This window comes from Streptomyces sp. AM 4-1-1 (assembly GCF_029167625.1).
GTDB lineage: Bacteria > Actinomycetota > Actinomycetes > Streptomycetales > Streptomycetaceae > Streptomyces.
On record NZ_CP119145.1, the window covers coordinates 1496000 to 1516319 of the forward strand.

At 72.5% G+C, this 20320-nt stretch carries 15 protein-coding genes and 2 pseudogenes; 10 read left to right on the top strand and 7 right to left on the bottom strand.

Features of this window, described 5'->3' with window-relative positions; all coding sequences use genetic code 11:
• Positions 1 to 95: 95 nt before the first annotated feature.
• On the top strand, positions 96 to 1304 hold the full coding sequence (gene nadA, locus PZB75_RS06220) for a quinolinate synthase NadA (RefSeq protein WP_275534281.1): 1209 nt from the start codon (positions 96 to 98) through the stop codon (positions 1302 to 1304).
• A gap of 126 nt (positions 1305 to 1430) precedes the next feature.
• Here nadA and PZB75_RS06225 read toward each other — a convergent pair whose 3' ends face one another.
• The 5 genes from PZB75_RS06225 to PZB75_RS06245 form a co-directional block, all read right to left on the bottom strand.
• Positions 1431 to 4604: an efflux RND transporter permease subunit gene (locus PZB75_RS06225; protein ID WP_275534282.1), complete on the bottom strand. Its 3174-nt coding sequence runs from the start codon at positions 4602 to 4604 to the stop codon at positions 1431 to 1433.
• Positions 4605 to 4770: 166 nt separating this feature from the next.
• Positions 4771 to 5466 carry a response regulator transcription factor gene (locus PZB75_RS06230; RefSeq protein WP_275534283.1) on the bottom strand — a complete coding sequence of 232 codons (696 nt, stop codon included), beginning with the start codon at positions 5464 to 5466 and terminating at the stop codon, positions 4771 to 4773.
• A complete protein-coding gene (locus PZB75_RS06235) occupies positions 5463 to 6743 on the bottom strand; it encodes a histidine kinase (RefSeq protein ID WP_275534284.1) in 1281 nt (426 codons plus the stop codon). Before PZB75_RS06235 ends, PZB75_RS06230 begins: the two co-directional genes overlap by 4 nt.
• Positions 6744 to 6945: 202 nt before the next feature.
• A complete protein-coding gene (locus tag PZB75_RS06240; RefSeq protein ID WP_275534285.1) occupies positions 6946 to 7224 on the bottom strand; it encodes a hypothetical protein in 279 nt (92 codons plus the stop codon).
• Between the two features lie 10 nt (positions 7225 to 7234).
• On the bottom strand, positions 7235 to 8017 hold the full coding sequence (locus PZB75_RS06245) for a PspA/IM30 family protein (RefSeq protein WP_275534286.1): 783 nt from the start codon (positions 8015 to 8017) through the stop codon (positions 7235 to 7237).
• 307 nt (positions 8018 to 8324) lie between these two features.
• Here PZB75_RS06245 and PZB75_RS06250 point away from each other — a divergent pair, with 307 nt between their 5' ends.
• The 3 genes from PZB75_RS06250 (at position 8325) to PZB75_RS06260 (ending at position 11235) form a co-directional block, all read left to right on the top strand.
• Positions 8325 to 8921 (top strand): DUF3043 domain-containing protein, encoded by a 597-nt coding sequence (locus tag PZB75_RS06250; protein ID WP_275534287.1) that lies wholly within the window; start codon positions 8325 to 8327, stop codon positions 8919 to 8921.
• Between the two features lie 356 nt (positions 8922 to 9277).
• On the top strand, positions 9278 to 10000 hold the full coding sequence (locus PZB75_RS06255; protein ID WP_275538612.1) for a methyltransferase domain-containing protein: 723 nt from the start codon (positions 9278 to 9280) through the stop codon (positions 9998 to 10000).
• A 116-nt stretch (positions 10001 to 10116) separates the two neighbouring features.
• The gene (locus PZB75_RS06260) at positions 10117 to 11235 is read left to right on the top strand and encodes a trypsin-like peptidase domain-containing protein (RefSeq protein ID WP_275534288.1); all 1119 of its coding nucleotides are present in this window, start codon (positions 10117 to 10119) and stop codon (positions 11233 to 11235) included.
• 237 nt (positions 11236 to 11472) lie between these two features.
• Here the strand turns inward: PZB75_RS06260 and PZB75_RS06265 are convergent, their stop codons facing one another.
• Positions 11473 to 11691: a hypothetical protein gene (locus tag PZB75_RS06265; protein WP_275534289.1), complete on the bottom strand. Its 219-nt coding sequence runs from the start codon at positions 11689 to 11691 to the stop codon at positions 11473 to 11475.
• A gap of 78 nt (positions 11692 to 11769) precedes the next feature.
• Here PZB75_RS06265 and PZB75_RS06270 point away from each other — a divergent pair, with 78 nt between their 5' ends.
• The 4 genes and pseudogenes from PZB75_RS06270 to PZB75_RS06285 form a co-directional block, all read left to right on the top strand.
• Positions 11770 to 12969, top strand: a complete 1200-nt coding sequence (locus PZB75_RS06270; RefSeq protein ID WP_275534290.1) for a bifunctional adenosylcobinamide kinase/adenosylcobinamide-phosphate guanylyltransferase — start codon at positions 11770 to 11772, stop codon at positions 12967 to 12969.
• Between the two features lie 352 nt (positions 12970 to 13321).
• The gene (gene cobT / locus PZB75_RS06275; protein ID WP_275534291.1) at positions 13322 to 14467 is read left to right on the top strand and encodes a nicotinate-nucleotide--dimethylbenzimidazole phosphoribosyltransferase; all 1146 of its coding nucleotides are present in this window, start codon (positions 13322 to 13324) and stop codon (positions 14465 to 14467) included.
• A 105-nt stretch (positions 14468 to 14572) separates the two neighbouring features.
• On the top strand, positions 14573 to 16390 hold the full coding sequence (locus PZB75_RS06280; RefSeq protein ID WP_275534292.1) for a phosphatidylglycerol lysyltransferase domain-containing protein: 1818 nt from the start codon (positions 14573 to 14575) through the stop codon (positions 16388 to 16390).
• Positions 16387 to 17028 (top strand): annotated as a pseudogene (locus PZB75_RS06285) (hypothetical protein); the annotation flags it as partial. The gene PZB75_RS06280 and the pseudogene PZB75_RS06285, both read left to right, overlap by 4 nt.
• Positions 17029 to 17285: 257 nt before the next feature.
• On the opposite strand, the pseudogene PZB75_RS06290 reads toward PZB75_RS06285, so the two are convergent.
• A pseudogene (locus tag PZB75_RS06290) lies at positions 17286 to 17543 on the bottom strand (hypothetical protein); the annotation flags it as partial.
• 88 nt (positions 17544 to 17631) lie between these two features.
• Here PZB75_RS06290 and PZB75_RS06295 point away from each other — a divergent pair.
• Both PZB75_RS06295 and PZB75_RS06300 read left to right on the top strand, forming a co-directional pair.
• Positions 17632 to 18417, top strand: a complete 786-nt coding sequence (locus tag PZB75_RS06295; protein WP_275534293.1) for an adenosylcobinamide-GDP ribazoletransferase — start codon at positions 17632 to 17634, stop codon at positions 18415 to 18417.
• 247 nt (positions 18418 to 18664) lie between these two features.
• On the top strand, positions 18665 to 20206 hold the full coding sequence (locus PZB75_RS06300; RefSeq protein ID WP_275534294.1) for a leucyl aminopeptidase: 1542 nt from the start codon (positions 18665 to 18667) through the stop codon (positions 20204 to 20206).
• Positions 20207 to 20320 lie beyond the last annotated feature (114 nt).

Below are 20320 nucleotides of genomic sequence, written 5' to 3' on the forward strand. Positions count from 1 at the left end.
TTATGATAGATAACGTCAATTAGACGAAAAGGCTTCCCGGTGCGGGCTCCGGCTCCCCGGAGCGGCTTCGCCGCACTGATCGATGAGAAGAAAGGGTGCGTGTCGTGACCACCGCCCAGCCCCGTCAGGAACTCGACGTCCAGCCGACGCCCCTCGCCCTGCTGCTGCTCGGCCGGCAGGCCGATCCGAGGAGCGAGCGCGGCGTGGAGTGCCCCGGCGACCTGCCCTCCCCGTCCGACCCGGACCTGGTGGAGCGCGCCCGTGCGGCCAAGGAGAAGCTCGGGGACAAGGTCTTCGTCCTCGGCCACCACTACCAGCGCGACGAGGTCATCCAGTTCGCCGACGTCACCGGCGACTCCTTCAAGCTCGCCCGGGACGCCGCCGCGCGGCCGGAGGCCGAGTACATCGTCTTCTGCGGTGTGCACTTCATGGCGGAGTCCGCCGACATCCTGACCTCCGACGACCAGAAGGTCGTGCTCCCGGACCTGGCGGCGGGCTGCTCGATGGCGGACATGGCCACCGCCGAGCAGGTCGCCGAGTGCTGGGACGTGCTGACCGAGGCAGGTGTGGCCGAGCAGGTCGTGCCCGTCTCGTACATGAACTCGTCCGCCGACATCAAGGCCTTCACCGGCCGGCACGGCGGCACGATCTGCACCTCGTCCAACGCGAAGCGCGCCCTGGAGTGGGCCTTCGAGCAGCGTGAGCCCTCGACGGCCAAGGTGCTCTTCCTGCCCGACCAGCACCTGGGCCGCAACACCGCGGTGCGGGACATGGGGATGTCCCTGGAGGACTGCGTCCTCTACAACCCGCACAAGCCGAACGGCGGCCTCACCGCCGAGGAGCTGCGGGCCGCGCAGATGATCCTGTGGCGCGGGCACTGCTCGGTGCACGGACGGTTCTCGGTGGAGTCCGTCAACGACGTGCGTGAGCGCGTCCCGGGCGTCAACGTGCTGGTGCACCCGGAGTGCACGTACGAGGTCGTCTCCGCGGCGGACCAGGTCGGTTCGACGGAGTACATCATCAAGGCGCTGGAGGCGGCCCCGGCCGGCTCGAAGTGGGCGATCGGCACCGAGCTCAACCTGGTGCGACGGCTGGCGAATCGTTTCGCCTCGGAGGACAAGGAGATCGTCTTCCTCGACAGGACGGTCTGCTTCTGCTCGACGATGAACCGCATCGATCTGCCCCACCTGGTCTGGACGCTGGAGTCGCTGGCCGAGGGGAACACGGTCAACCGGATCGAGGTCGATCCGGAGACGGAGAAGTACGCGAAGCTGGCGCTGGAGCGGATGCTCGCGCTGCCGTGACGGGCGGCGGCGCCCCACGGCCGGGGCCTCCGCGGACCTCACGGGGGACGACCGCGCGCCGGTCGTCCCGCCGGCATGGGAAGGGCCCCGGCACCGATGAATCGGTGCCGGGGCCCTTCCCATGTGTCAGGCCTTCGCGGGCTCGTGCTCCTCGGAGTCCGAGGAGTCCGCGGAGCTTGAGTCCGAGGCCGACTCCGGGGAGTCCGCCGCCGGGGCGTCCGACCGCCCGGCGCGCTTGGCCGCCTTCTTCCGGGCGCGGCGCTCCTTGCGGAGTTCGACCATCGCGTACAGCGTCGGCACCAGCAGCAGTGTCAGCAGCGTCGAAGTGATCAGACCGCCGATCACCACGACCGCCAGCGGCTGCGAGATGAAGCCGCCCTCGCCGGTGACGCCGAGCGCCATCGGCAGCAGGGCGAAGATCGTCGCCAGGGCGGTCATCAGGATCGGGCGGAGCCGGTGACGGCCCCCCTCGACGACCGCGTCGACGACGCTCATGCCCTGGGCCCGGTACTGGTTGATCAGGTCGATCAGCACGATCGCGTTGGTGACCACGATGCCGATCAGCATCAGCATGCCGATCATCGCCGGGACACCCATCGGGGTGCCGGTGACGATGAGCAGACCGATCGCGCCGGTCGCCGCGAACGGGATGGAGACCAGCAGGATCAGCGGCTGGATGAGCGAGCGGAACGTCGCCACCAGCAGCATGAAGACGATCGCGACGGCCGCCAGCATGGCCAGGCCCAGCTTCGCGAAGGCGTCGTCCTGGTCCTGGGAGACCCCGCCGATGCTCGCGGTCGCGCCGTCCGGCAGCTTGAGGCCGTCGATCTTCGTCTGGAGCGTGGCGCTGACCGCGCCGGTGTTGTCACCGACGGGCCTGCCGGTGATGGTCGCGGCCCGCTGGCCGTCGATCCGGGTCATCGAGACGGGCCCGGGGACCAGCTTCACGTCGGCGATCTCGCCGAGCTCGACCGGACCGAGCGGAAGGGCCTTCAGTTCGGCCATCGTGGCGGCCGGGTGGGCCGACCTGACGAGGACGTCACGCTCGGTGTCGTCCATGATCGCCTTGCCGGACGGGATGCCCTGCACGGCGGCCGCGACGGCCGCGCCGAGGGTGGTCTCGTCGAAACCGGCGTCCGCCGCCTTGGCGTTGGCCCTGACCGAGATCCGCGGCACGCTCTGCGACAGGTCGCTCTGGACGTCGGTGACGTCCTTGATCTTGGCGACCTCGGTCCGTACCTGCTCGGACGCCTTCTTCAGGGTGTCCGCGTCGGCGGCCTTGACGACCACGCTGAGGTCCTGGCTGCCGAAGCCGTCGCCGGCGGACAGGGTGGTGTCCCCGACGCCGTCGAGCTCGCTCAGCTGCTCCTTGAGGCGGTCCTGGGTGGCCTCGAAGTCGCCCGAGTCCTTCAGGGTGATCTGGTAGGACGCCTGGTTGGCTCCCGTACCGCCGCCGAAGGCCGCCATGAAGCCGGACGAGCCGACGGTGACCTGGTAGTCCTTGACGTTCTTGTCGTCGCTGAGGACCTTCTCGACCTTCTGCGCCGCCGCGTCGGCGGCGGCCAGGCTGGTGCCGGGGGTCAGCTCCTGCTTGATGGAGAGGACTTCCTGCTCGCCCTGGTCGAAGAAGTTGGTCTTCAGCAGCGGGGCCATGCCGAAGGTGCCGATCAGCACCACCGCGGCGATGGCGATGCTGGTGAGGCGACGCCGGGTGGCGAACCGCAGCACCGGGAGGTAGAGGCGCTGGAGCTTGCTGCTCGCCTCCTTCTCCTCGGCCGCGCGGCGGGCCTCCACCGGGTTCTCGGCGGTGCCCTTGGGGGCGCGCAGGAACCAGAACGAGAGGACCGGGACGACCGTCAGCGACACCAGCAGCGAGGCGAGCAGCGCGGCGGTGACGGTGAGCGAGAACGAGCCGAACAGCTGGCCGACCATGCCGCCGACCAGACCGATCGGCAGGAAGACCGCGACCGTGGTGAGCGTCGACGAGGTGACCGCTCCGGCCACCTCCTTGACCGCGGTGTTGATCGCCTCGTGGCGCTCCTCGCCGTAACCGAGGTGCCGCTTGATGTTCTCCAGGACGACGATCGAGTCGTCGACGACACGTCCGATGGCGATGGTCAGCGCGCCGAGCGTGAGCATGTTCAGCGACAGGTCGCGGGTCCACAGCACGATCAGCGCGAGGACCACGGAGAGCGGGATCGAGACCGCGGTGACCAGGGTGGAGCGCAGGGACGCCAGGAAGACCAGGATCACGATGACCGCGAAGAGCAGTCCGAGCGCGCCCTCGGTGGTCAGACCCGAGATGGCCTTGGAGACGGCGGGACCCTGGTCGGACACGACGGTCAGCTCGGCACCGGAACCGAGGTCCTTGCGCAGGTCCGGGAGCTTCTTCCGGACGGCGTCGGAGATGGCGACGGCGCTGCCGTCCTTGTCCATCGTGGCCATGACGGCCAGGCTCGGCCGGCCGTTCGTCCGGGTGATGGAGACCCGGGTGGCGGGCTCCTGCTTCACCGTGGCCACGTCACCGACACGGACCGGTGTACCGGACTTCCCGCCGGGTGCGGTGATCCGCAGGTCCTCGATCTGCTTGAGCGAGCCGAAGCCGCCGCCGACCTGCACCGTGCGGCTCTTGCCGTCCTCGGAGAAGGAACCGGCGGGGAGCGTGGCGCCGCCCGCCTGGAGGGCCTGGGCGAGCGACGGGGCGTTCAGCCCGGCCGCGGCGAGCTTCTTGTCGTCGGGGGTGACGGAGATCTGGAGGTCCTGGACACCGTCCACGGAGACCTGGCCGACGCCCTCGATGTCCTCCAGCGCGGGGACGACCGTACGGTCCAGCTGGTCGGCGAGCGCCTGCTGGTCCTTGCCCGAGGTCACCGCGAGGACGACGGTCGGGATGTCGTCCGTCGAACCGGCGACGACCTGCGGGTCGACCCCTTGGGGGAGCTGGTTGCGGGCCCGGTTCACGGCCTGCTGGATGTCGGCGACCAGTTGCTTGGTGCCGTCGGAGCCGAAGTCGAAGCTCGCCATGACGACGGCGTTGCCCTCGCTGGCGGTGGACGTTATGCCCTCGACGCCGTCGACGGCCTTGATGGCGTTCTCCAGCGGTTCGACGACCTGCTTCTCGACCACATCCGGAGACGCGCCCTCGTAGGGGGCCAGCACCGACACCATCGGGAGTTCGATGGTGGGCAGCAACTGCTGCTTGAGCTGCGGGATCGCGATCGCTCCGAAGACGAGCGCGACAATCGAGATCAGACCGATCAGGGCCCGTTGCGCGAGGCTGAATCTGGACAGCCAGGACATGGGTGGGTCTCTCTTCTGTGGCGTACGCGGCAGGTGGGACACGGCGGCTGAACGACACACCGCGCCCCCCTATACGATCCGCCATCCACCACCCGTGGTTCGTCGCCCCCAGGTCCCTATCTCAGGCGCCGTGTACCGCAGGTGGAGTACGCCGCTTCTCCACCTGTCAGTCCCCCCTGGGACGCACCAGACCCGATTCGTACGCGATTACCACCAATTGGGCCCGGTCCCGGGCCCCCAGTTTCGCCATCGCCCTGTTCACATGGGTCTTCACGGTGAGCGGACTGACGACGAGCTGTTCGGCGATCTCGTCGTTCGAGTGACCGCCCGCGACCTGCACCAGCACCTCGCGTTCGCGGCCGGTGAGGGCGGCGAGTCGCTCGGAGTGGGGGGTCCCGTCCGCGCTCCCCGGGTCCGAACTCCCGCCCTGGGCCAGGAAGGTGGCGATCAGCCCCTTGGTCGCGGCCGGGGAGAGCAGCGCCTCGCCGCCCGCGGCGACCCGGATGGCGTTGAGGAGTTCGTCCGGCTCGGCGCCCTTGCCGAGGAAGCCGGAGGCGCCGGCCCGCAGCGACTGCACCACGTACTCGTCGACCTCGAAGGTGGTGAGCATGACGACCCGGACGTCCGAGAGGTCGGGGTCCGCGCTGATCATGCGGGTGGCGGCCAGACCGTCGGTGCCGGGCATCCGGATGTCCATCAGGACGACATCGGCGCGGGTGGCGCGGACGAGTTCCACGGCCTCGGCGCCGTCGGCCGCCTCCCCGACCACCCGCATGTCGGGTTCGGAGTCGACCAGCACCCGGAACGCGCTGCGCAGCAGTGCCTGGTCGTCGACGAGCAGCACCTTGATGGGTGATGTCATACGCTCTCCCCCGCCCGGCCCGCCATGTCCGGACTGTCCGGCTCACCCCCACGGGCCTTGACCGGCAGGATCGCATGCACCCGGAACCCGCCTCCGTAACGGGGTCCGGCGGTGAGGGTGCCGCTGAGCGCGGTGACCCGTTCGCGCATCCCGACCAGTCCGTGGCCGCCGCCCCGGCCCGTGCCGTCGCCGCCCGCACCGTCGCGTTCGGGCCGTCCGCCGCCGTTGTCGAGCACGGTGATCTCGGTGGTCACCCCCACCCGTACGACGCTCACCTCGGCCTTCGCGTCGGGGCCCGCGTGTTTGCGGACATTGGTCAGGGCCTCCTGGATCACCCGGTACGCGGCCAGGTCGACGGCGCCGGGCAGCGGGGCGTGCCGGTCGGTGCGGGCGACCTCGACGGGGAGCCCGGCCCGGCGGAACGTCTCCACCAGTTCGTCGAGGAGGGCGAGCCCCGGGGCCGGTTCGGTCGGGGCCTCCGGATCGCCGGACTGGCGGAGCAGTCCGACGGTGGCCCGGAGTTCGTTGAGGGCGGAGCGGCTGGCCTCCCGGACGTGTGCCAGCGCCTCCTTCGCCTGGTCGGGGCGCTTGTCCATGAGGTGGGCCGCGACTCCGGCCTGGACGTTGACCAGGGCGATGTGGTGGGCGACGACGTCGTGCAGATCGCGGGCGATGCGCAGCCGCTCCTCGGCCACCCTGCGGCGGGCCTCCTCCTCGCGGGTGCGTTCGGCCCGTTCCGCGCGCTCCCTTATCGCGTCGACGAAGGCGCGCCGGCTGCGCAGGGCGTCCCCGCCCGCCCCCGCCATCCCGGTCCAGGCGAAGACGCCGAGGTTCTCCTGGCTGTACCAGGGAGGGGAACCGAAGAACATCGCGGCCGCGGTGAGCCCGGTCATGGTGAGCAGTCCGACCCGCCAGGTGGTCGGGCGGTCGGTGCGGGCGGCGACCGTGTAGAGCGCGACGACCGCGCTCATGACGACGGGGGCGGGGGGTTCCGTCACCACGAACTCGACGGCGGAGAGGCCGCCGGTCGCGGCGAGCACCGCCATCGGCCTCCGACGGCGCAGTACGAGCGCCCCGGCGGCGAGCACCATCAGGGTGATGCTGACCGCGCCGGGGGCGCGGGTGCCGAAGGTGGGTCCGGAGGGGCCGCTCGGGTCGGCGCACGATCCGACGGCCATGGAGACGAGTACGGCCAGGGCGAGCGCGCCGTCGAGGGCGAGCGGATGGTGACAGAGCCAGCGGCGCATGCCCGCGTACCCGGTTCCGAGGGTGGTCACGTCAAGCTACGTTACCGGCGTGTCCCGCACGGATCGGACCGAATCCGGACACCGGCTCCCGGAGGGGCGGGACGGGCGGACCTGTCCGGGCGGTCGCGCGGACCTGTCCCGAGAGCGTTGCCCCGCTACCCGCCACCCGTGCCCCGGGACCGGCGGACCGGTTCCGGGGCACGACGGGCGCCGGTCCTGGGGCGGGGTGACGTCAGCCGGGGATCAGCCCGTCGTCACGGAGCATGGCGCGTACCTCTTCGAGGGTCGCGTCGGGTGACGGCAGGATCAGCTCGGACGGTTCCAGGGAGTCGTCCGGCAGGGCCGTGCCCAGTTCGCGCACCTTGTCCAGGAGCGCGTTCAGGACGGCCCGGAAGCCGGGGCCGTCGCCGCTCTCCATCTCGGCGAGCAGATCGTCGTCGAGGCTGTTCAGCTCGGCGAGGTGACTGTCGGCCAGTGCTACCTGGCCCTCCCCCATGATCCGTACGATCATGACGCCGCCCTTACTGCTTGTCGAACTTGTTCGGGGACTGCTGCGGCTGCGCCTGCGACGCGTCCTGCGGGCCGCCCTCGATGGCCTGCTGCGGGGTGGAGCCGCCGGCCAGTTCGGCCTTCATGCGCTGCAGCTCCAGCTCTACATCCGTACCACCGGAGATCCGGTCCAGCTCGGCGGCGATGTCGTCCTTCGCCGTCCCGGACGGGTCGTCCAGGGCGCCGGAGGCGAGCAGTTCGTCGATGGCCCCGGCCCGCGCCTGGAGCTGCTGGGTCTTGTCCTCGGCCCGCTGGATCGCCAGGCCGACGTCGCCCATCTCCTCGGAGATGCCGGAGAATGCCTCGCCGATCCGGGTCTGCGCCTGGGCGGCGGTGTAGGTGGCCTTGATGGTCTCCTTCTTCGTACGGAAGGCATCGACCTTGGCCTGAAGCCGCTGCGCCGCCAGAGTGAGTTTTTCCTCCTCACCCTGGAGCGTCTGGTGCTGCGTCTCCAGGTCGGTGACCTGCTGCTGGAGCGCGGCCCGGCGGGACAGTGCCTCGCGGGCGAGGTCCTCCCGGCCGAGCGCCAGCGCCTTGCGGCCCTGGTCCTCCAGCTTGGACGACTGTCCCTGCAGCTGGTTGAGCTGCAGTTCCAGACGCTTGCGCGAGGTCGCCACGTCGGCGACGCCGCGGCGCACCTTCTGAAGCAGCTCCAGCTGCTTCTGGTACGAGTAATCGAGGGTCTCGCGCGGGTCTTCGGCCCGGTCAAGGGCCTTGTTCGCCTTCGCGCGGAAGATCATCCCCATACGCTTCATGACACCGCTCATGGGCTTCGCGCGCCCCCTTCTGACCGACTGAGCTCCAGCACTGCAACAGAACCCACAGTACGGGCCCTGCGTCTATTACCGCACTGTTCAGGTGCGGATGGGGTCCTCCCCAAGGACGAGTACGCCCCCCGTCCGCTCCGGCCCAGGGAGTAGGAGGAGGCCGGGAGAACCGGTGGCGATGTCCGGTGTGCCCCCGCTCCGGGTGCCGCGCCGCACATGTGGGGACGCGAGCCGTTGCCGGATCGTTCCCGCCCGGTCCGGGCGCCGGGCGATCGACCCCGTACCCTTGGGCCTTGTGTTCCGTAGCCGTTCCAAGGAAGAGAAGGCCCCCACCGGCAAGGTGACGGCGGACCTCTCCAAGCAGCCCCGCGACCCCCAGGCTCCCAAGGGTCGCCCCACCCCCAGGCGCAACGAGGCCCAGACGCAGCGGCGTCGTGCGTCGAGTGCGCCGACCGACCGCAAGGAGGCCATGAAGCGCCAGCGCGAAGCGCGCCGGAGTGATCTGGCCAAGCAGCGCGAGGCGCTGGCGAGCGGTGACGAACGCTATCTGCCGGCCCGCGACAAGGGCCCGGTGCGGCGCTTCGTCCGGGACTTCGTGGACTCGCGCTTCTGCATCGCGGAGTATTTCCTGCCGCTCGCGGTGATCATCCTGATCCTCAGCGTGGTCCAGGTCCGGAACATCCAGAACATCACCCTGCTGCTCTGGCTCGGTGTGATCGTGCTGATCGTCATCGACTCGATCGGCCTGGCGTTCCGGCTCCGCAAGCAGCTCGGGGAGCGGTTCCCGGGCACGCCGAGGCGTGGCGCGGTGCTCTACGGGCTGATGCGCACGCTCCAGATGCGTCGGCTTCGTCTGCCGAAGCCGCAGGTCAAGCGTGGAGAACGACCCTGAGTACGGATTTCTCCGGTACCGACCCGGCCGTCGGTCCGCCGACGGACATGACGGAGCCGCCGAGCGCGGCCGAGCCGTCGTCCCGGCCGGCCGGGCCCGAGGCGTCCGCCGGACCCTCCCGGGTTCCGGAACAGTCGGGGCGGACGCAGCGGTCGGGGCGGGCTGAGCAGCCCGTTCCGTCCGGCCCGTCTCCGCGGCGGTCCGCCGGGTCCCAGCAGTCGGAGCAGGCCGGGTCGCCGGCCGCTTCCCGGCCGCCCGCACCCGGTCGTCCCCAGCAGACCAGGACGGACCGGCCGTCCGGGTTCGCCGGGGCGTCGTCGGCGTGGCTGCGGGGGCTCGGCGGGCGGCGCAACGTGGTGCGGCAGGAGCTCGTGGGGCGGCAGCTGGACGAGCAGATAGCCGCCCGGTTCCCCGTCGGGCAGCGGCTGCGCATCCTCGACGTCGGCATGGGGCAGGGCACCCAGGCGCTCCGTCTGGCCCGCGCCGGGCACACGGTGACCGGTCTGGAGTCCGACGCGGCCATGCTGCGGGTCGCCCGTGAATCACTGGCGGGTGAGCCCGAGGGCATCCGGGAACGGGTCCGGCTGATCGAGGGCGACGGCCGGGACACCGGCGTGCACTTCCTGCCGGGCAGCTTCGACGTGGTGCTCTGTCACGGCGTGCTGATGTACGTCCCCGAGCCCGATCCGATGCTGGCGGGCCTGGCCCGGATGCTGGCACCGGGCGGACTGCTCTCCCTGCTCGTACGGAACGCCGACGCGCTGGCGATGCGGTCCGGGAACGCCGGGGACTGGGGCGCGGCGCTGGCCGCGTTCGACACGGACTCGTACACCAACCGGCTCGGCCTTCCGGTGCGGGCCGACCGGCTCGGCACGCTCACGGCCACGCTCGCCGGGATCGCGGCGCCGCTGCACGCCTGGTACGGCGTGCGGGTCTTCACGGACAACGTGAGCAACGACGTGGAGCTGCCCGAAGCGGCCGAACTGGAGCGGATACTGACGGTCGAGGACCGGGCGGGGCGCACCGATCCGTATCGCGGGGTGGCGGCGCTGCTGCATCTCTGCGGCGTCCGGGGGTAGCGCGTACGGTCCCCCGGAGGGACGGCGCGTACGTACCGCGACGGGGTCGCGGGACCGTACGCCCGACCGGACGTGTCCGACGGGCCGCCGACGCGGCCGGAGGTGACACTCCGGACATGGACGCATACCTCTCGCGCGGCCCCGCCCGCCGACTGCTGCCGCCCCTGGTCGCGGGCCTCTGCGTGATCGCCCTGGTGGGCGGTTGCGCGGGCACGGACACGAACGCGTCGGACACCGGCGCCGCGGTGCCGGGCGCCGCCCCGGAACGGGGCCCCGCGTCCCGGCAGCAGGCCCCGGCGCCCCGGGCCGCCACCACGGATCTGCAGAGCGAGTACCAGGCCGTCATCAAGGACGTGCTGCCGTCGGTCGTGCAGATCGACGCGTCCGACAGCCTGGGTTCGGGCGTCGTCTACGACGACAAGGGCCACATCGTCACCAACGCCCACGTGATCGGGGACGAGAAGAAGTTCAAGGTCAGTGTCGCCACCGGCGGCAAGGTGCTCGACGCCTCGCTGGTCGCGGCGTACCCGGCTCAGGACCTGGCCGTCATCAAGCTGGACGACGTCCCGGACGGGCTGAAGGCCGCGAAGTTCGGCTCGTCGTCGGAGGTCGACGTGGGGCAGATCGTGATGGCGATGGGCTCGCCGCTCGGCCTGTCCAGCAGCGTCACCCAGGGCATCGTCTCGGCGCTCGGCCGGACGGTGAGCGAGAGCCGGTCGGACGGCGGGACCGGGGCGACCATCGCCAACATGGTGCAGACGTCGGCGGCGATCAACCCGGGCAACAGCGGTGGCGCGCTGGTGAACCTGAAGAGCGAGGTCATCGGCATCCCCACGCTGGCGGCGGCGGACCCGCAGCTGGGCGAGGGCGCGGCGCAGGGGATCGGTTTCGCGATCCCGGCCTCGATGGTACGGACGGTCGCCGACCAGATCATCAAGAACGGCAAGGTCACGGTCTCGGGCCGGGCGGGGCTGAACATCACCGGCCGTACGGTCGTCGACGACCGCTACAAGCCGGTGGGCGTCGCGGTGGTCACCGCCGCGAAGGGCGGCGCGGCCGAGAAGGCGGGCATCCGGTCGGGCGACATCATCACGAAGGCCGGCGACACCGTCGTCACGACCATCACGTCCCTGGCGGAGGCCCTGGCCTCCGACAAACCGGGGCAGCGGGTGACGGTGACCTATCTGCGCGGCGACGCGAAGAGGACGGCCGAAGTGACGCTGGGCGAGATCTGACGCGCGGGAGGGAGCCGGGCGGGGGCGGGCCGGGGTGCTCCCGGTATCCGCGGAGCGCCCGCGCGACGGGCATCCGCTGAGCGCCCGCCCGGTGCGCGCCACTCGCCCCACCCCGCCCATCCCGGAGCGCTCGCCCGCCCCGGAGACGCGGGCGGGGGTGCTCCCGGTCCCGGAGACGCGGGCGGGGCCGGGGCCCGGTTTCCCCGGCTCCGGCCCCGCGCGGGGTCGTGCGTGTCGTCAGGCCGAAGCGGCGTCGTCCGGCTGAAGACTCATCGGGCCGTAGATCTTCGTCGTGTCCTCGAAGAGCGTCACCTGGGTCGCCCCGCCTTCGAGGAGTTCCTTCCAGAACTCACCGATCCAGGACTCCGCGTCGCCCTGCGTCGTGAATTCCTCCGGCTGAAGGGCCGGTTCCGTCTCCGTACCGTCGGCCTTCTCGAACCGCCACGTCCACGCCATGTCCGCCTCCTGGGTCACGTTGCTGTCCGAAGCGTAGCCGGGCGCGCACCGGACGCGGGGACACGGGAGGATCGGGGCGTGGAACTGACTCTGCTCGGCACCGGAGCCCCCGACGGGCTGCCGCGGCCCGAATGCCCCTGCGCCGCCTGTTCGACCGCCCGAGGAGGGCGGGCGCGGGCCGCGACCGCGTTGCTGATCGACGACGCGCTGCTGCTCGACCTGACGCCCGGCGCCGTGTTCGCCGCCGCCCGGGCGGGCCACTCGCTCAGCGGGGTGCGGCAGGTGCTGCTGACCCACCCGCACGACGGGCCCGCCGTCGAACTGCCCGCCGGGCTGCCCCCCGCCGGGCGGGTCCCGGACGGCCGGGTGCTGACGCTGATCAGCGGACACCGGGTGCGGGCGGTCCCGATGGACGCGCCGGGCACGGGGTACGAGGTGTCGTCGCCCGAGGGCGTCCGGCTGCTGTACCTGCCGCCCGGGGCAGCGCCCGCCGGGCTGCGGGAACCCGCGGCGGAGCCGTACGACATGGTCGTCGGCGATGTGATCGGCCGGCCGGACGCGGTGGCGCGGCTGCGGGCCGTCGGGGCGGTCGGGCCGGTCACCGAGCTGATCGCCGTCCACCTGGGCCATGACGCGCCGCCCGGGGCCGAGCTGGACCGTCGCCTCGCCGCGGCGGGCGCGCGGGCCGTTCCCGACGGGACGACCCTCGTGGTCGGCGACTTCCCCGCCGTACCGGACGTTCCCCGGCGCACCCTGGTGACGGGCGGTGCGCGGTCCGGGAAGTCGTTGGAGGCGGAGCGGCGGCTGGAGACGTTCCCGGACGTCGTGTACGTGGCGACGGGCGGCACCCGGGACGACGCGGACTGGGCGGCCCGGGTGGGGCTGCACCGGGAGCGCAGACCCGGCGCGTGGCGCACCGAGGAGACCTGCGAGCTGGCCGGGCTGCTGGCGGTGGAGGGGCCGCCGCTGCTGATCGACTGCCTGTCGCTGTGGCTGACCGACGCGATGGACCGGGTGGTGGCCTGGGACGACGCGAGGTGGGCGGACGGCGGCGAGGCGGCGCTGCGGGCGCGGACCGCCGAGCTGATCGGCGCGGTCCGCGGGACACGGCGCGTCGTGGTCGCCGTGACCAACGAGGTGGGGTCCGGGGTGGTGCCCTCGACGGTGTCCGGGCGGCGGTTCCGTGACGAGCTGGGCCGGCTGAACGCCGCGTTCGCCGCGGAGTGCGAACAGGTGCTGCTGGTGGTGGCCGGTCAGGCGCTGACCCTGCGGGGCTGAGGCGCGCGTACCGGCCGTACGGGATCGCCCCACCCCCTCGGGGTCTCCTCCCGCGGGGCGGTGTCCGGGCGCTCGGCCGTGGCCCCGGCCCCGCCGCGCCCAAGTGCTCAGCCGCGGCGGGGCCGGCCACGTCCCGGCCGCCCGGTCGCGCTCCCCCGCCGGGGACGCGCCCGCCGTCCGGGAGGCACCCCGTCCCCGGAGCGCCGCGCCCCGCCCTCCGAGCACCCCGCGTGGAGCGACCGGACGGCTTCCGCGCGGTCCGTTCGTCCGGAAACACGGCGGGTACTGTTCCGCACGGGGCCCGGCGCCGGGCCCCGGCCCACCACGTACCGACCCCGCGAGGCAGACCCCCGTGAATCTGGACGACTTCTCCGACCTGATCGAACGCCCCGACGGTGGCGTGCGGCGCGACGCCGAGGAACGCCGGGCGCGCCAGATCGTGCCCCCGGGCGCGCTCGGACGCCTGGACGAGTTGGGCGAATGGCTCTCGGCCGCGCAGCAGACCGTCGCCGTCAAGCCGATCGAGCAGCCGCGCGTGGTCCTCTTCGCGGGTGATCACGGGGTGGCCGGGCTCGGGGTGTCCGGACGGGCGGCCGGGAGCACGCACGAGCTCGTGCGTGCGGCGCTGGACGGCGCGAGCCCGGTCGCGGTGCTGGCCCGCCGGTTCGGCGTTCCCCTGCGGGTCGTCGACGCGGGTCTCGACTGCGATCCGGAGCTGTTGCCGGAGCACGTCGTGCGGCACCGGGTGCGGCGCGGCAGCGGTCGGATCGACATCGAGGACGCGCTCACGGCGGAGGAGGCCGAGCGGGCGGTACGGCTCGGGGTGGCCATCGCCGACGAGGAGGCCGACTCGGGCACCGATCTCGTGGTGCTCGGCGATCTGAGCGTCGGCGGGACCACGGCAGCCGCCACCCTCGTCGCGGCGCTGTGCGGCACGGACGCCTCGGTGGTCACCGGGCGCGGCGGCGCGGGCATCGACGACCTCGCGTGGATGCGCAAGTGCGCGGCGATCAGGGACGCGCTGCGCCGGGCCCGGCCCGTACTCGGTGATCAGCTGGAGCTGCTGGCGGCGGTCGGCGGCGCGGACCTGGCGGCGATGACCGGCTTCCTGTTGCAGAGCGCGGTGCGCCGGATGCCGGTGATCCTGGACGGGGTGGTCGCGTCGGCCTGCGCGCTGGTCGCGCAGCGGGCGGCGTTCCGGGCGCCGGACTGGTGGCTGGCGGGCCAGCTGAGCGGTGAGCCGGCGCAGGCGAAGGCACTGGACCGGATGGCGCTCAACCCGTTGCTCGACCACGGCGTCACTGTGGGAGAGGGAAGCGGAGCACTGCTCGCCCTCCCGCTCGTACAGGCCGCCGCCGCACTGGCCGCGGAGCTGCCCGAGCGAACACCTGAGAAGCCGGAAGAACCCGTGTCGGCCGAGGAGTCGGCGGGCACGGGAAGTGACGAGTACAGCAGAGGCGGGGACGGCGTCGGGAGCGGGAGCACGGAGGCCGTCTGACGGAGCCTCACCCGGCCGCGGGCGGCCGGGACGCGGGCCACGGTCCGCCTCTCCCCGACCGCCCACCCGCTCCGAGAACCGTGATGCCCCATATGATCACGTTTTATGGGAGAGGTCGGATTGGCCGGAGAGGAAACCGGACGGCACGCCGTCCGGTCGCAGCGGGGCGCGGCATTCGCGATCTGGTATCTGCGCGTCGTTTCGTTCATCAATTTCCTGAGCGCCGTCTGGGTCACCCTCGGGCAGGACCTGCGGCGGCACAACACCGAGAACTACTTCACGCCGTACCTGCTCTCCGCCGGGTTCTCCTCGGGTGTGGTCGCGCTCTTCCTGGCGATCACCATGCGCCGCCGCAAGCGGGCCGCCTGGATTCTGAACCTGGTGCTCGCCGGGCTTCTGCTGCTGCTGTTCGTCTTCGTGATGTTCTTCCCGGAGTTCCGGCGGTACCCGGTGAACTGGGTCTCGCTGGTGCTGACGGCCGCGTTCGTGCTGGCGCTGGTGCTCGGGCGGCGCGAGTTCTACGCGAAGGGTGACCGGTCCAACGTCCGGCTGGCCGCCCTGGTCGCGGTCGGCGGACTGCTCGTCACCTCCCTGCTGGCCGCCCTGCTGGTCAACCTGACCAACACCGCGCACGACGGCTACCGCTCGTCCTTCCTGGACCGCTGGCGCTACGGCCTGATGCGGCTGATCTCGCTCGCCACCGAGGACTCCCGGTTCCGGGACATCTCCACCCCCGGCTGGGTGGACGTCACCATCAACATCCTCTCCACCCTGCTGCTGATCGCCGTGGTGTACGCGGCGTTCCGGTCCCGCCGGGCCGTCGACCCGCTCACCGAGGAGGACGAGGAACGGCTCCGCGTCCTCCTCGACAAGCACGGCGAGCGCGACTCGCTCGGCTACTTCGCGCTGCGCCGCGAGAAGAGCGTGGTCTGGTCGCCGACGGGGAAGGCCGCCGTCACCTACCGGGTGGTCGGCGGGGTTTCCCTCGCCTCCGGTGATCCGATCGGCGATCCGGAGGCATGGCCGGGCGCGATCGAACCGTGGCTGGCCGAGGCCCGCGAACACGGCTGGATTCCCGCGGTGATAGGGGCCGGCGAGGAGGGCGGCACGGTCTACGCGCGCCACGGCCTCGACGCGCTGGAGCTGGGCGACGAGGCGATCGTGGAGACCGCGGAGTTCACGCTCGACGGCCGGGCGATGCGGACGGTGCGGCAGGCGTACAACCGGGTCGGGCGGGCGGGGTACGACGTCACCGTACGGCGGCACGCGGACATCCCCGCCGACGAGATGGCCGAGCTGGTGCGGCGCGCGGACGACTGGCGCGACGGAGCCACCGAGCGCGGTTTCTCGATGGCGCTGGGACGGCTGGGCGACCCGGCGGACGGCCGGTGCGTGATGGTCGAGTGCCGGGACTCCTCCCCCGGTACCGCGGAGGACGGCGGGTCCGGGGAGCGGGACGGCGACGCGCGGGGCGAACTGCGGGCCGTGCTCAGCTTCGTGCCGTGGGGCCCGCACGGCCTCTCGCTGGACCTGATGCGGCGTGACCGCGGGTCCGAGAACGGGCTGATGGAGTTCATGGTCATCGAACTCCTCCAGCACGCCGGGGAGATCGGGGTCACCCAGGTCTCACTGAACTTCGCGATGTTCCGGTCGGTCTTCGAACGCGGCTCGCGACTCGGCGCGGGTCCGGTGCTGAGGCTGTGGCGTTCACTGCTCAGCTTCTTCTCCCGCTGGTGGCAGATCGAGTCGCTGTACCGGGCCAACGCGAAGTACCGGCCGATCTGGGAACCCCGCTTCCTGCTCTTCGAGAAGAGCTCCGACCTGCTGCGCATCGGGGTCGCGGCGGGCCGGGCCGAGGGCTTCCTGGAGGCGCCCGGACTGCCCAAGTGGATGCACCGCTCACACCTCGGGACCGGCAGATGAACACGGCCGGCGTCCGGTGCGCGCTGCGCACCGCGGCCCGGCGCGAGTGGGGCCCGCTGCTGTCGGCGGTACGGAGCGGGGTGGCGCGCCGGAAATTCCGGGCGATTCCGCTGACGGTCGGCGCGGTCCTGCTGACGGCGCTGTTCCAGGTCGTGCAGAACCAGTCCTGGGGGCTCCGGCCGGTACGGGACATCGGCGCGGTCCGGGCCGACGACCCGCTGTGGCTCGCGTTGCTGCGTACCCCGCTCTCGCTCTTCGTCCCCGCGCTGGACCTCCCGGTGTGGGGCGCGCTGCTCCAGTTGCTGCTGGTGTTCGGGGCCGCCGAGATCTGTCTGGGCAGGTGGCGGACACTGACCATCGCGTACGTGGCGACGCTGGCCGGGACGCTGTACGCGCGGATCGGCATCGCGGTCGGCCCGGCCGGGGTGTTCGGGCTGCCCGCGAGCGACGCGAAGGTCGTGGACACCGGCCCGTCGGCGGCGGTCGTCGGACTCGCGGTGTACATGTGCCACGCCTACCGGGCCTGGTTCACCGGGGCGACGGTGATCGTGGCGATGGTGGTGGAGGTGGCCTGCAAGGACAACCTGGCGGGCAAGGAACACCTGGCGGCGATCGCCGCGGTGCTCGTGCTGTGCGCGTGCGCGGGCCGGCTGGACCACCGCCGGAGCGGGCGGCCGGGGAGGGGAAGCGGTTCGCGGGTCGTCCGCACCCACGGCCGGACGACGGGGCGCGACGGGAGGGCCGACGGCGACGGGGAGAACGGGCGCGAGGAGGCCGGGCGCGGGGAGAACGGGCGTGGGCAGGCCGGGCGCGGGGAGGCGCGTCGTACCCCTGGGGCGAGCGACGGGCCCGGACCCAACGGCCGCCGTCAGGGCTTGCGCACCGGCGCCGGCGCCGCGCAGACCGCCGCGGTCACCCCGTGCCGCTCGCCGGCGACCGCCCCGAAGCCGCCGCCGACGGTCAGCACCATCCCGGGCACCGCGTGGTGGACGTGCGCACCGCCGGGAGTCACGTCGCGCAGCGGCCCCTTCCCCGCCCGGATCATCCAGGTGATGAACCGGATGAAGGCGAAGGTCAGCACGAACGCCGTCAACGCGAGGAGCAGGGGCAGCTTCCCCGGCTCGGTGATGTCCCGGCGGAACCGGTGACCCACGCCACCCGCTCCCGATAAAGGCTCCTTGGGTGCTTTCGCCGCCTTTGGCCCGACCTACCGGCCGCACACACCGGCTAGCGTGCGCGCGGTGACCTCCTTGAACAGCCACGGCATACGTTTCGCCCTCGGCACCCTCACCGTGCTCCCGGTCCGCGTCACCCGCTGGGACCGGGAGACCGCCCGCGCCGGCATGCTGGCGGCCCCCCTCGCCGGACTGCTCGTCGGGCTGCTCTCGGCGGCGCTCGGCGGTCTCCTCCTGCTGGCCGGTTCGGGCCCGCTGCTCGCCGCGGTGGCCTCCGTCGCCGTACCCGCGGCCCTCACCCGGGGGCTGCACCTCGACGGCCTCGCCGACACCGCCGACGGTCTCGGCAGCTCCAGGCCCGCGGTGGAGGCCCTGCGGATCATGAAGCAGTCGGACATCGGGCCGTTCGGGGTCATCACCCTGCTGTTCACGCTGCTGGCGCAGGTCGCCGCGCTGTCCGAGCTGTACGGGCGGAGCTGGACGCAGGGGGCGGTGGCGGCGGCCGTCGCCGGGGTCAGTGCCCGGGTCGCGCTCACCCTCGCCGCCCGGCGGGGTGTGCCGCCCGCCCGTCCGGGCGGTCTGGGCGCGGTGGTGGCGGGCACGGTACCGGTCAGCGCGGCGGTGGCGGTGGCGGTCCTGGTCGTCGGGGTCTGCGCGGGCGCGGGGGCGTTCTTCGGCGCGTACGGGGCGATGCGCCACGCCCTCGCCGTCGTGTGCGCGCTCGGGGTCGCCCAGTCGCTGCTGCGGCACTGCGTCCGGCGGCTGGGCGGGGTGACGGGGGATGTGTTCGGCGCCCTGGCCGAGGCGGCGGCGGTGACCGCGCTGGTGGTGCTCACCCTCGGCGGTTCCTGACAGCGGCGGCGCGGAGTCCGCGCGCGGGTGGGGCGGCTCGGCGAGGGGACGTACGACAGGAGCCGAGCGCGGGCACGGGCGGCGCGGGGCGCGGGACCGCCATGGGCGGCCCGCCGCCGTGAACCGGCGGCGGCGGCGCGCGTAGGCTCGGTGCCAGGCGCGTCGTGGCGGCGTCCACGACACACCGGGCACGGTCGGCCCACCCCTCGACCGACACAGAACTCAACGGAAGCGAGATTTCACCACCGTGACTGCTCTCACTCTCAGCACCGCCGGTGCGGCGACGCTGCGCGCCGACGCCCTCGTCGTCGGCATCGGCAAGGGCGCCAAGGGTCCGGTCGTCGCACCGGGCGCCGGCGCCGTGGACAAGGCGTTCGACGGAAAGCTCGCCACCGTCCTGGAGGCGCTGGGCGCCTCCGGTGCCGAGGGCGAGGTGACCAAGCTCCCCGCCCCCTCCGGGCTGAAGGTCCCGGTCGTCGTCGTGGTCGGCCTCGGTCCGGTCCCCGCGAAGGGCGACGGCTACGACGGCGAGGCGCTGCGCCGCGCCGCCGGTTCCGCGGCCCGCGCGCTGGCGGGTGCCAAGAAGGCCGGCTTCGCGCTGCCGACCGGGTCCGTCGAGGACGCCGAGGCCGTCGCCGAGGGCGCCCTGCTGGGTGCGTACGCCTTCACCGCCTACCAGGGCGGCGAGAACAAGGTCGCCCCGAAGGGCAAGCCGCAGAGCGGCCCAAAGCTGCCGCTCGAAGAGGTCGCCCTGCTCGGCGCCAAGCCGCGCGACAAGGCGTACAAGGCCGCCGCCGAGCGTGCCGTCGCGGTCTCCGAGGAGATCAACCGCGCCCGCGACCTGATCAACACCCCGCCGAACGACCTCTACCCCGAGTCCTTCGCCGCGGTGGCCGCCGCCGCCGGCAAGGAGCACGGCGTCAAGGTGCAGGTGCTCGACGAGAAGGCACTCGTCAAGGGCGGCTTCGGCGGTCTGCTGGGCGTCGGCCAGGGCTCGACGCACGGCCCGCGCCTGGTGAAGCTCGCCTACACCCACCCGAAGGCGGAGAAGACCCTGGCCCTGGTCGGCAAGGGCATCACGTACGACTCCGGCGGCATCTCGCTGAAGCCGGCCGGTCACAACGAGACGATGAAGTGCGACATGAGTGGCGCCGCCGCCGTGTTCGCCGCCGTCATCGCGGCCTCCCGGCTCGGCCTGCGGGTGAACGTCACCGGCTGGCTGGCGCTCGCCGAGAACATGCCGTCGGGCAACGCCACCCGCCCCGGTGACGTGCTCCGCATGTACAGCGGCAAGACCGTCGAGGTCCTGAACACGGACGCCGAGGGCCGGCTCGTGCTCGGGGACGCGCTGACCCGCGCCTCCGAGGAGAAGCCGGACGCGATCGTCGACGTGGCGACCCTGACCGGTGCGATGGTGCTGGCGCTCGGCAACCGCACGTTCGGCATCATGGCGAACGACGACGCGTTCCGTACCGCCATCCACGAGATCGCCGGCGAGGTCGGTGAGGCCTCCTGGCCGATGCCGCTCCCGGCCGACCTCCGCAAGGGCATGGAGTCCCCGACCGCCGACATCGCCAACATGGGCGAGCGGATGGGCGGCGGCCTGGTGGCCGGGCTGTTCCTCCAGGAGTTCGTGGGCGAGGGCATCGCCTGGGCGCACCTGGACATCGCGGGTCCGGCCTTCCACGAGGGCGCCCCGTACGGTTACACGCCCAAGGGCGGCACCGGTTCCGCGGTCCGTACGCTGGTGCGGCTCGCCGAGCGCACCGCGTCGGGCGACCTCGGCTGATCCGGCTTCCGCGCGTACGGCCCCGGGCATAGGTCCGGGGCCGTACGCGTTGTCATCCACGGGTCCCTTTTTCTCCTCACCTTCGCTCAACGGCTGGTGCGGTCCGGGTTTCGC

Excerpts from the sequence above, each read along its gene's own strand:
- PZB75_RS06225 (WP_275534282.1), bottom strand. The coding sequence starts at position 4,604 with ATGTCCTGGCTGTCCAGATTCAGCCTCGCGCAACGGGCCCTGATCGGT.
- PZB75_RS06230 (WP_275534283.1), bottom strand. The coding sequence starts at position 5,466 with ATGACATCACCCATCAAGGTGCTGCTCGTCGACGACCAGGCACTGCTG.
- PZB75_RS06240 (WP_275534285.1), bottom strand. The coding sequence starts at position 7,224 with ATGATCGTACGGATCATGGGGGAGGGCCAGGTAGCACTGGCCGACAGT.
- PZB75_RS06245 (WP_275534286.1), bottom strand. The coding sequence starts at position 8,017 with ATGAAGCGTATGGGGATGATCTTCCGCGCGAAGGCGAACAAGGCCCTT.
- PZB75_RS06260 (WP_275534288.1), top strand. The coding sequence starts at position 10,117 with ATGGACGCATACCTCTCGCGCGGCCCCGCCCGCCGACTGCTGCCGCCC.
- PZB75_RS06265 (WP_275534289.1), bottom strand. The coding sequence starts at position 11,691 with ATGGCGTGGACGTGGCGGTTCGAGAAGGCCGACGGTACGGAGACGGAA.
- PZB75_RS06280 (WP_275534292.1), top strand. The coding sequence starts at position 14,573 with ATGGGAGAGGTCGGATTGGCCGGAGAGGAAACCGGACGGCACGCCGTC.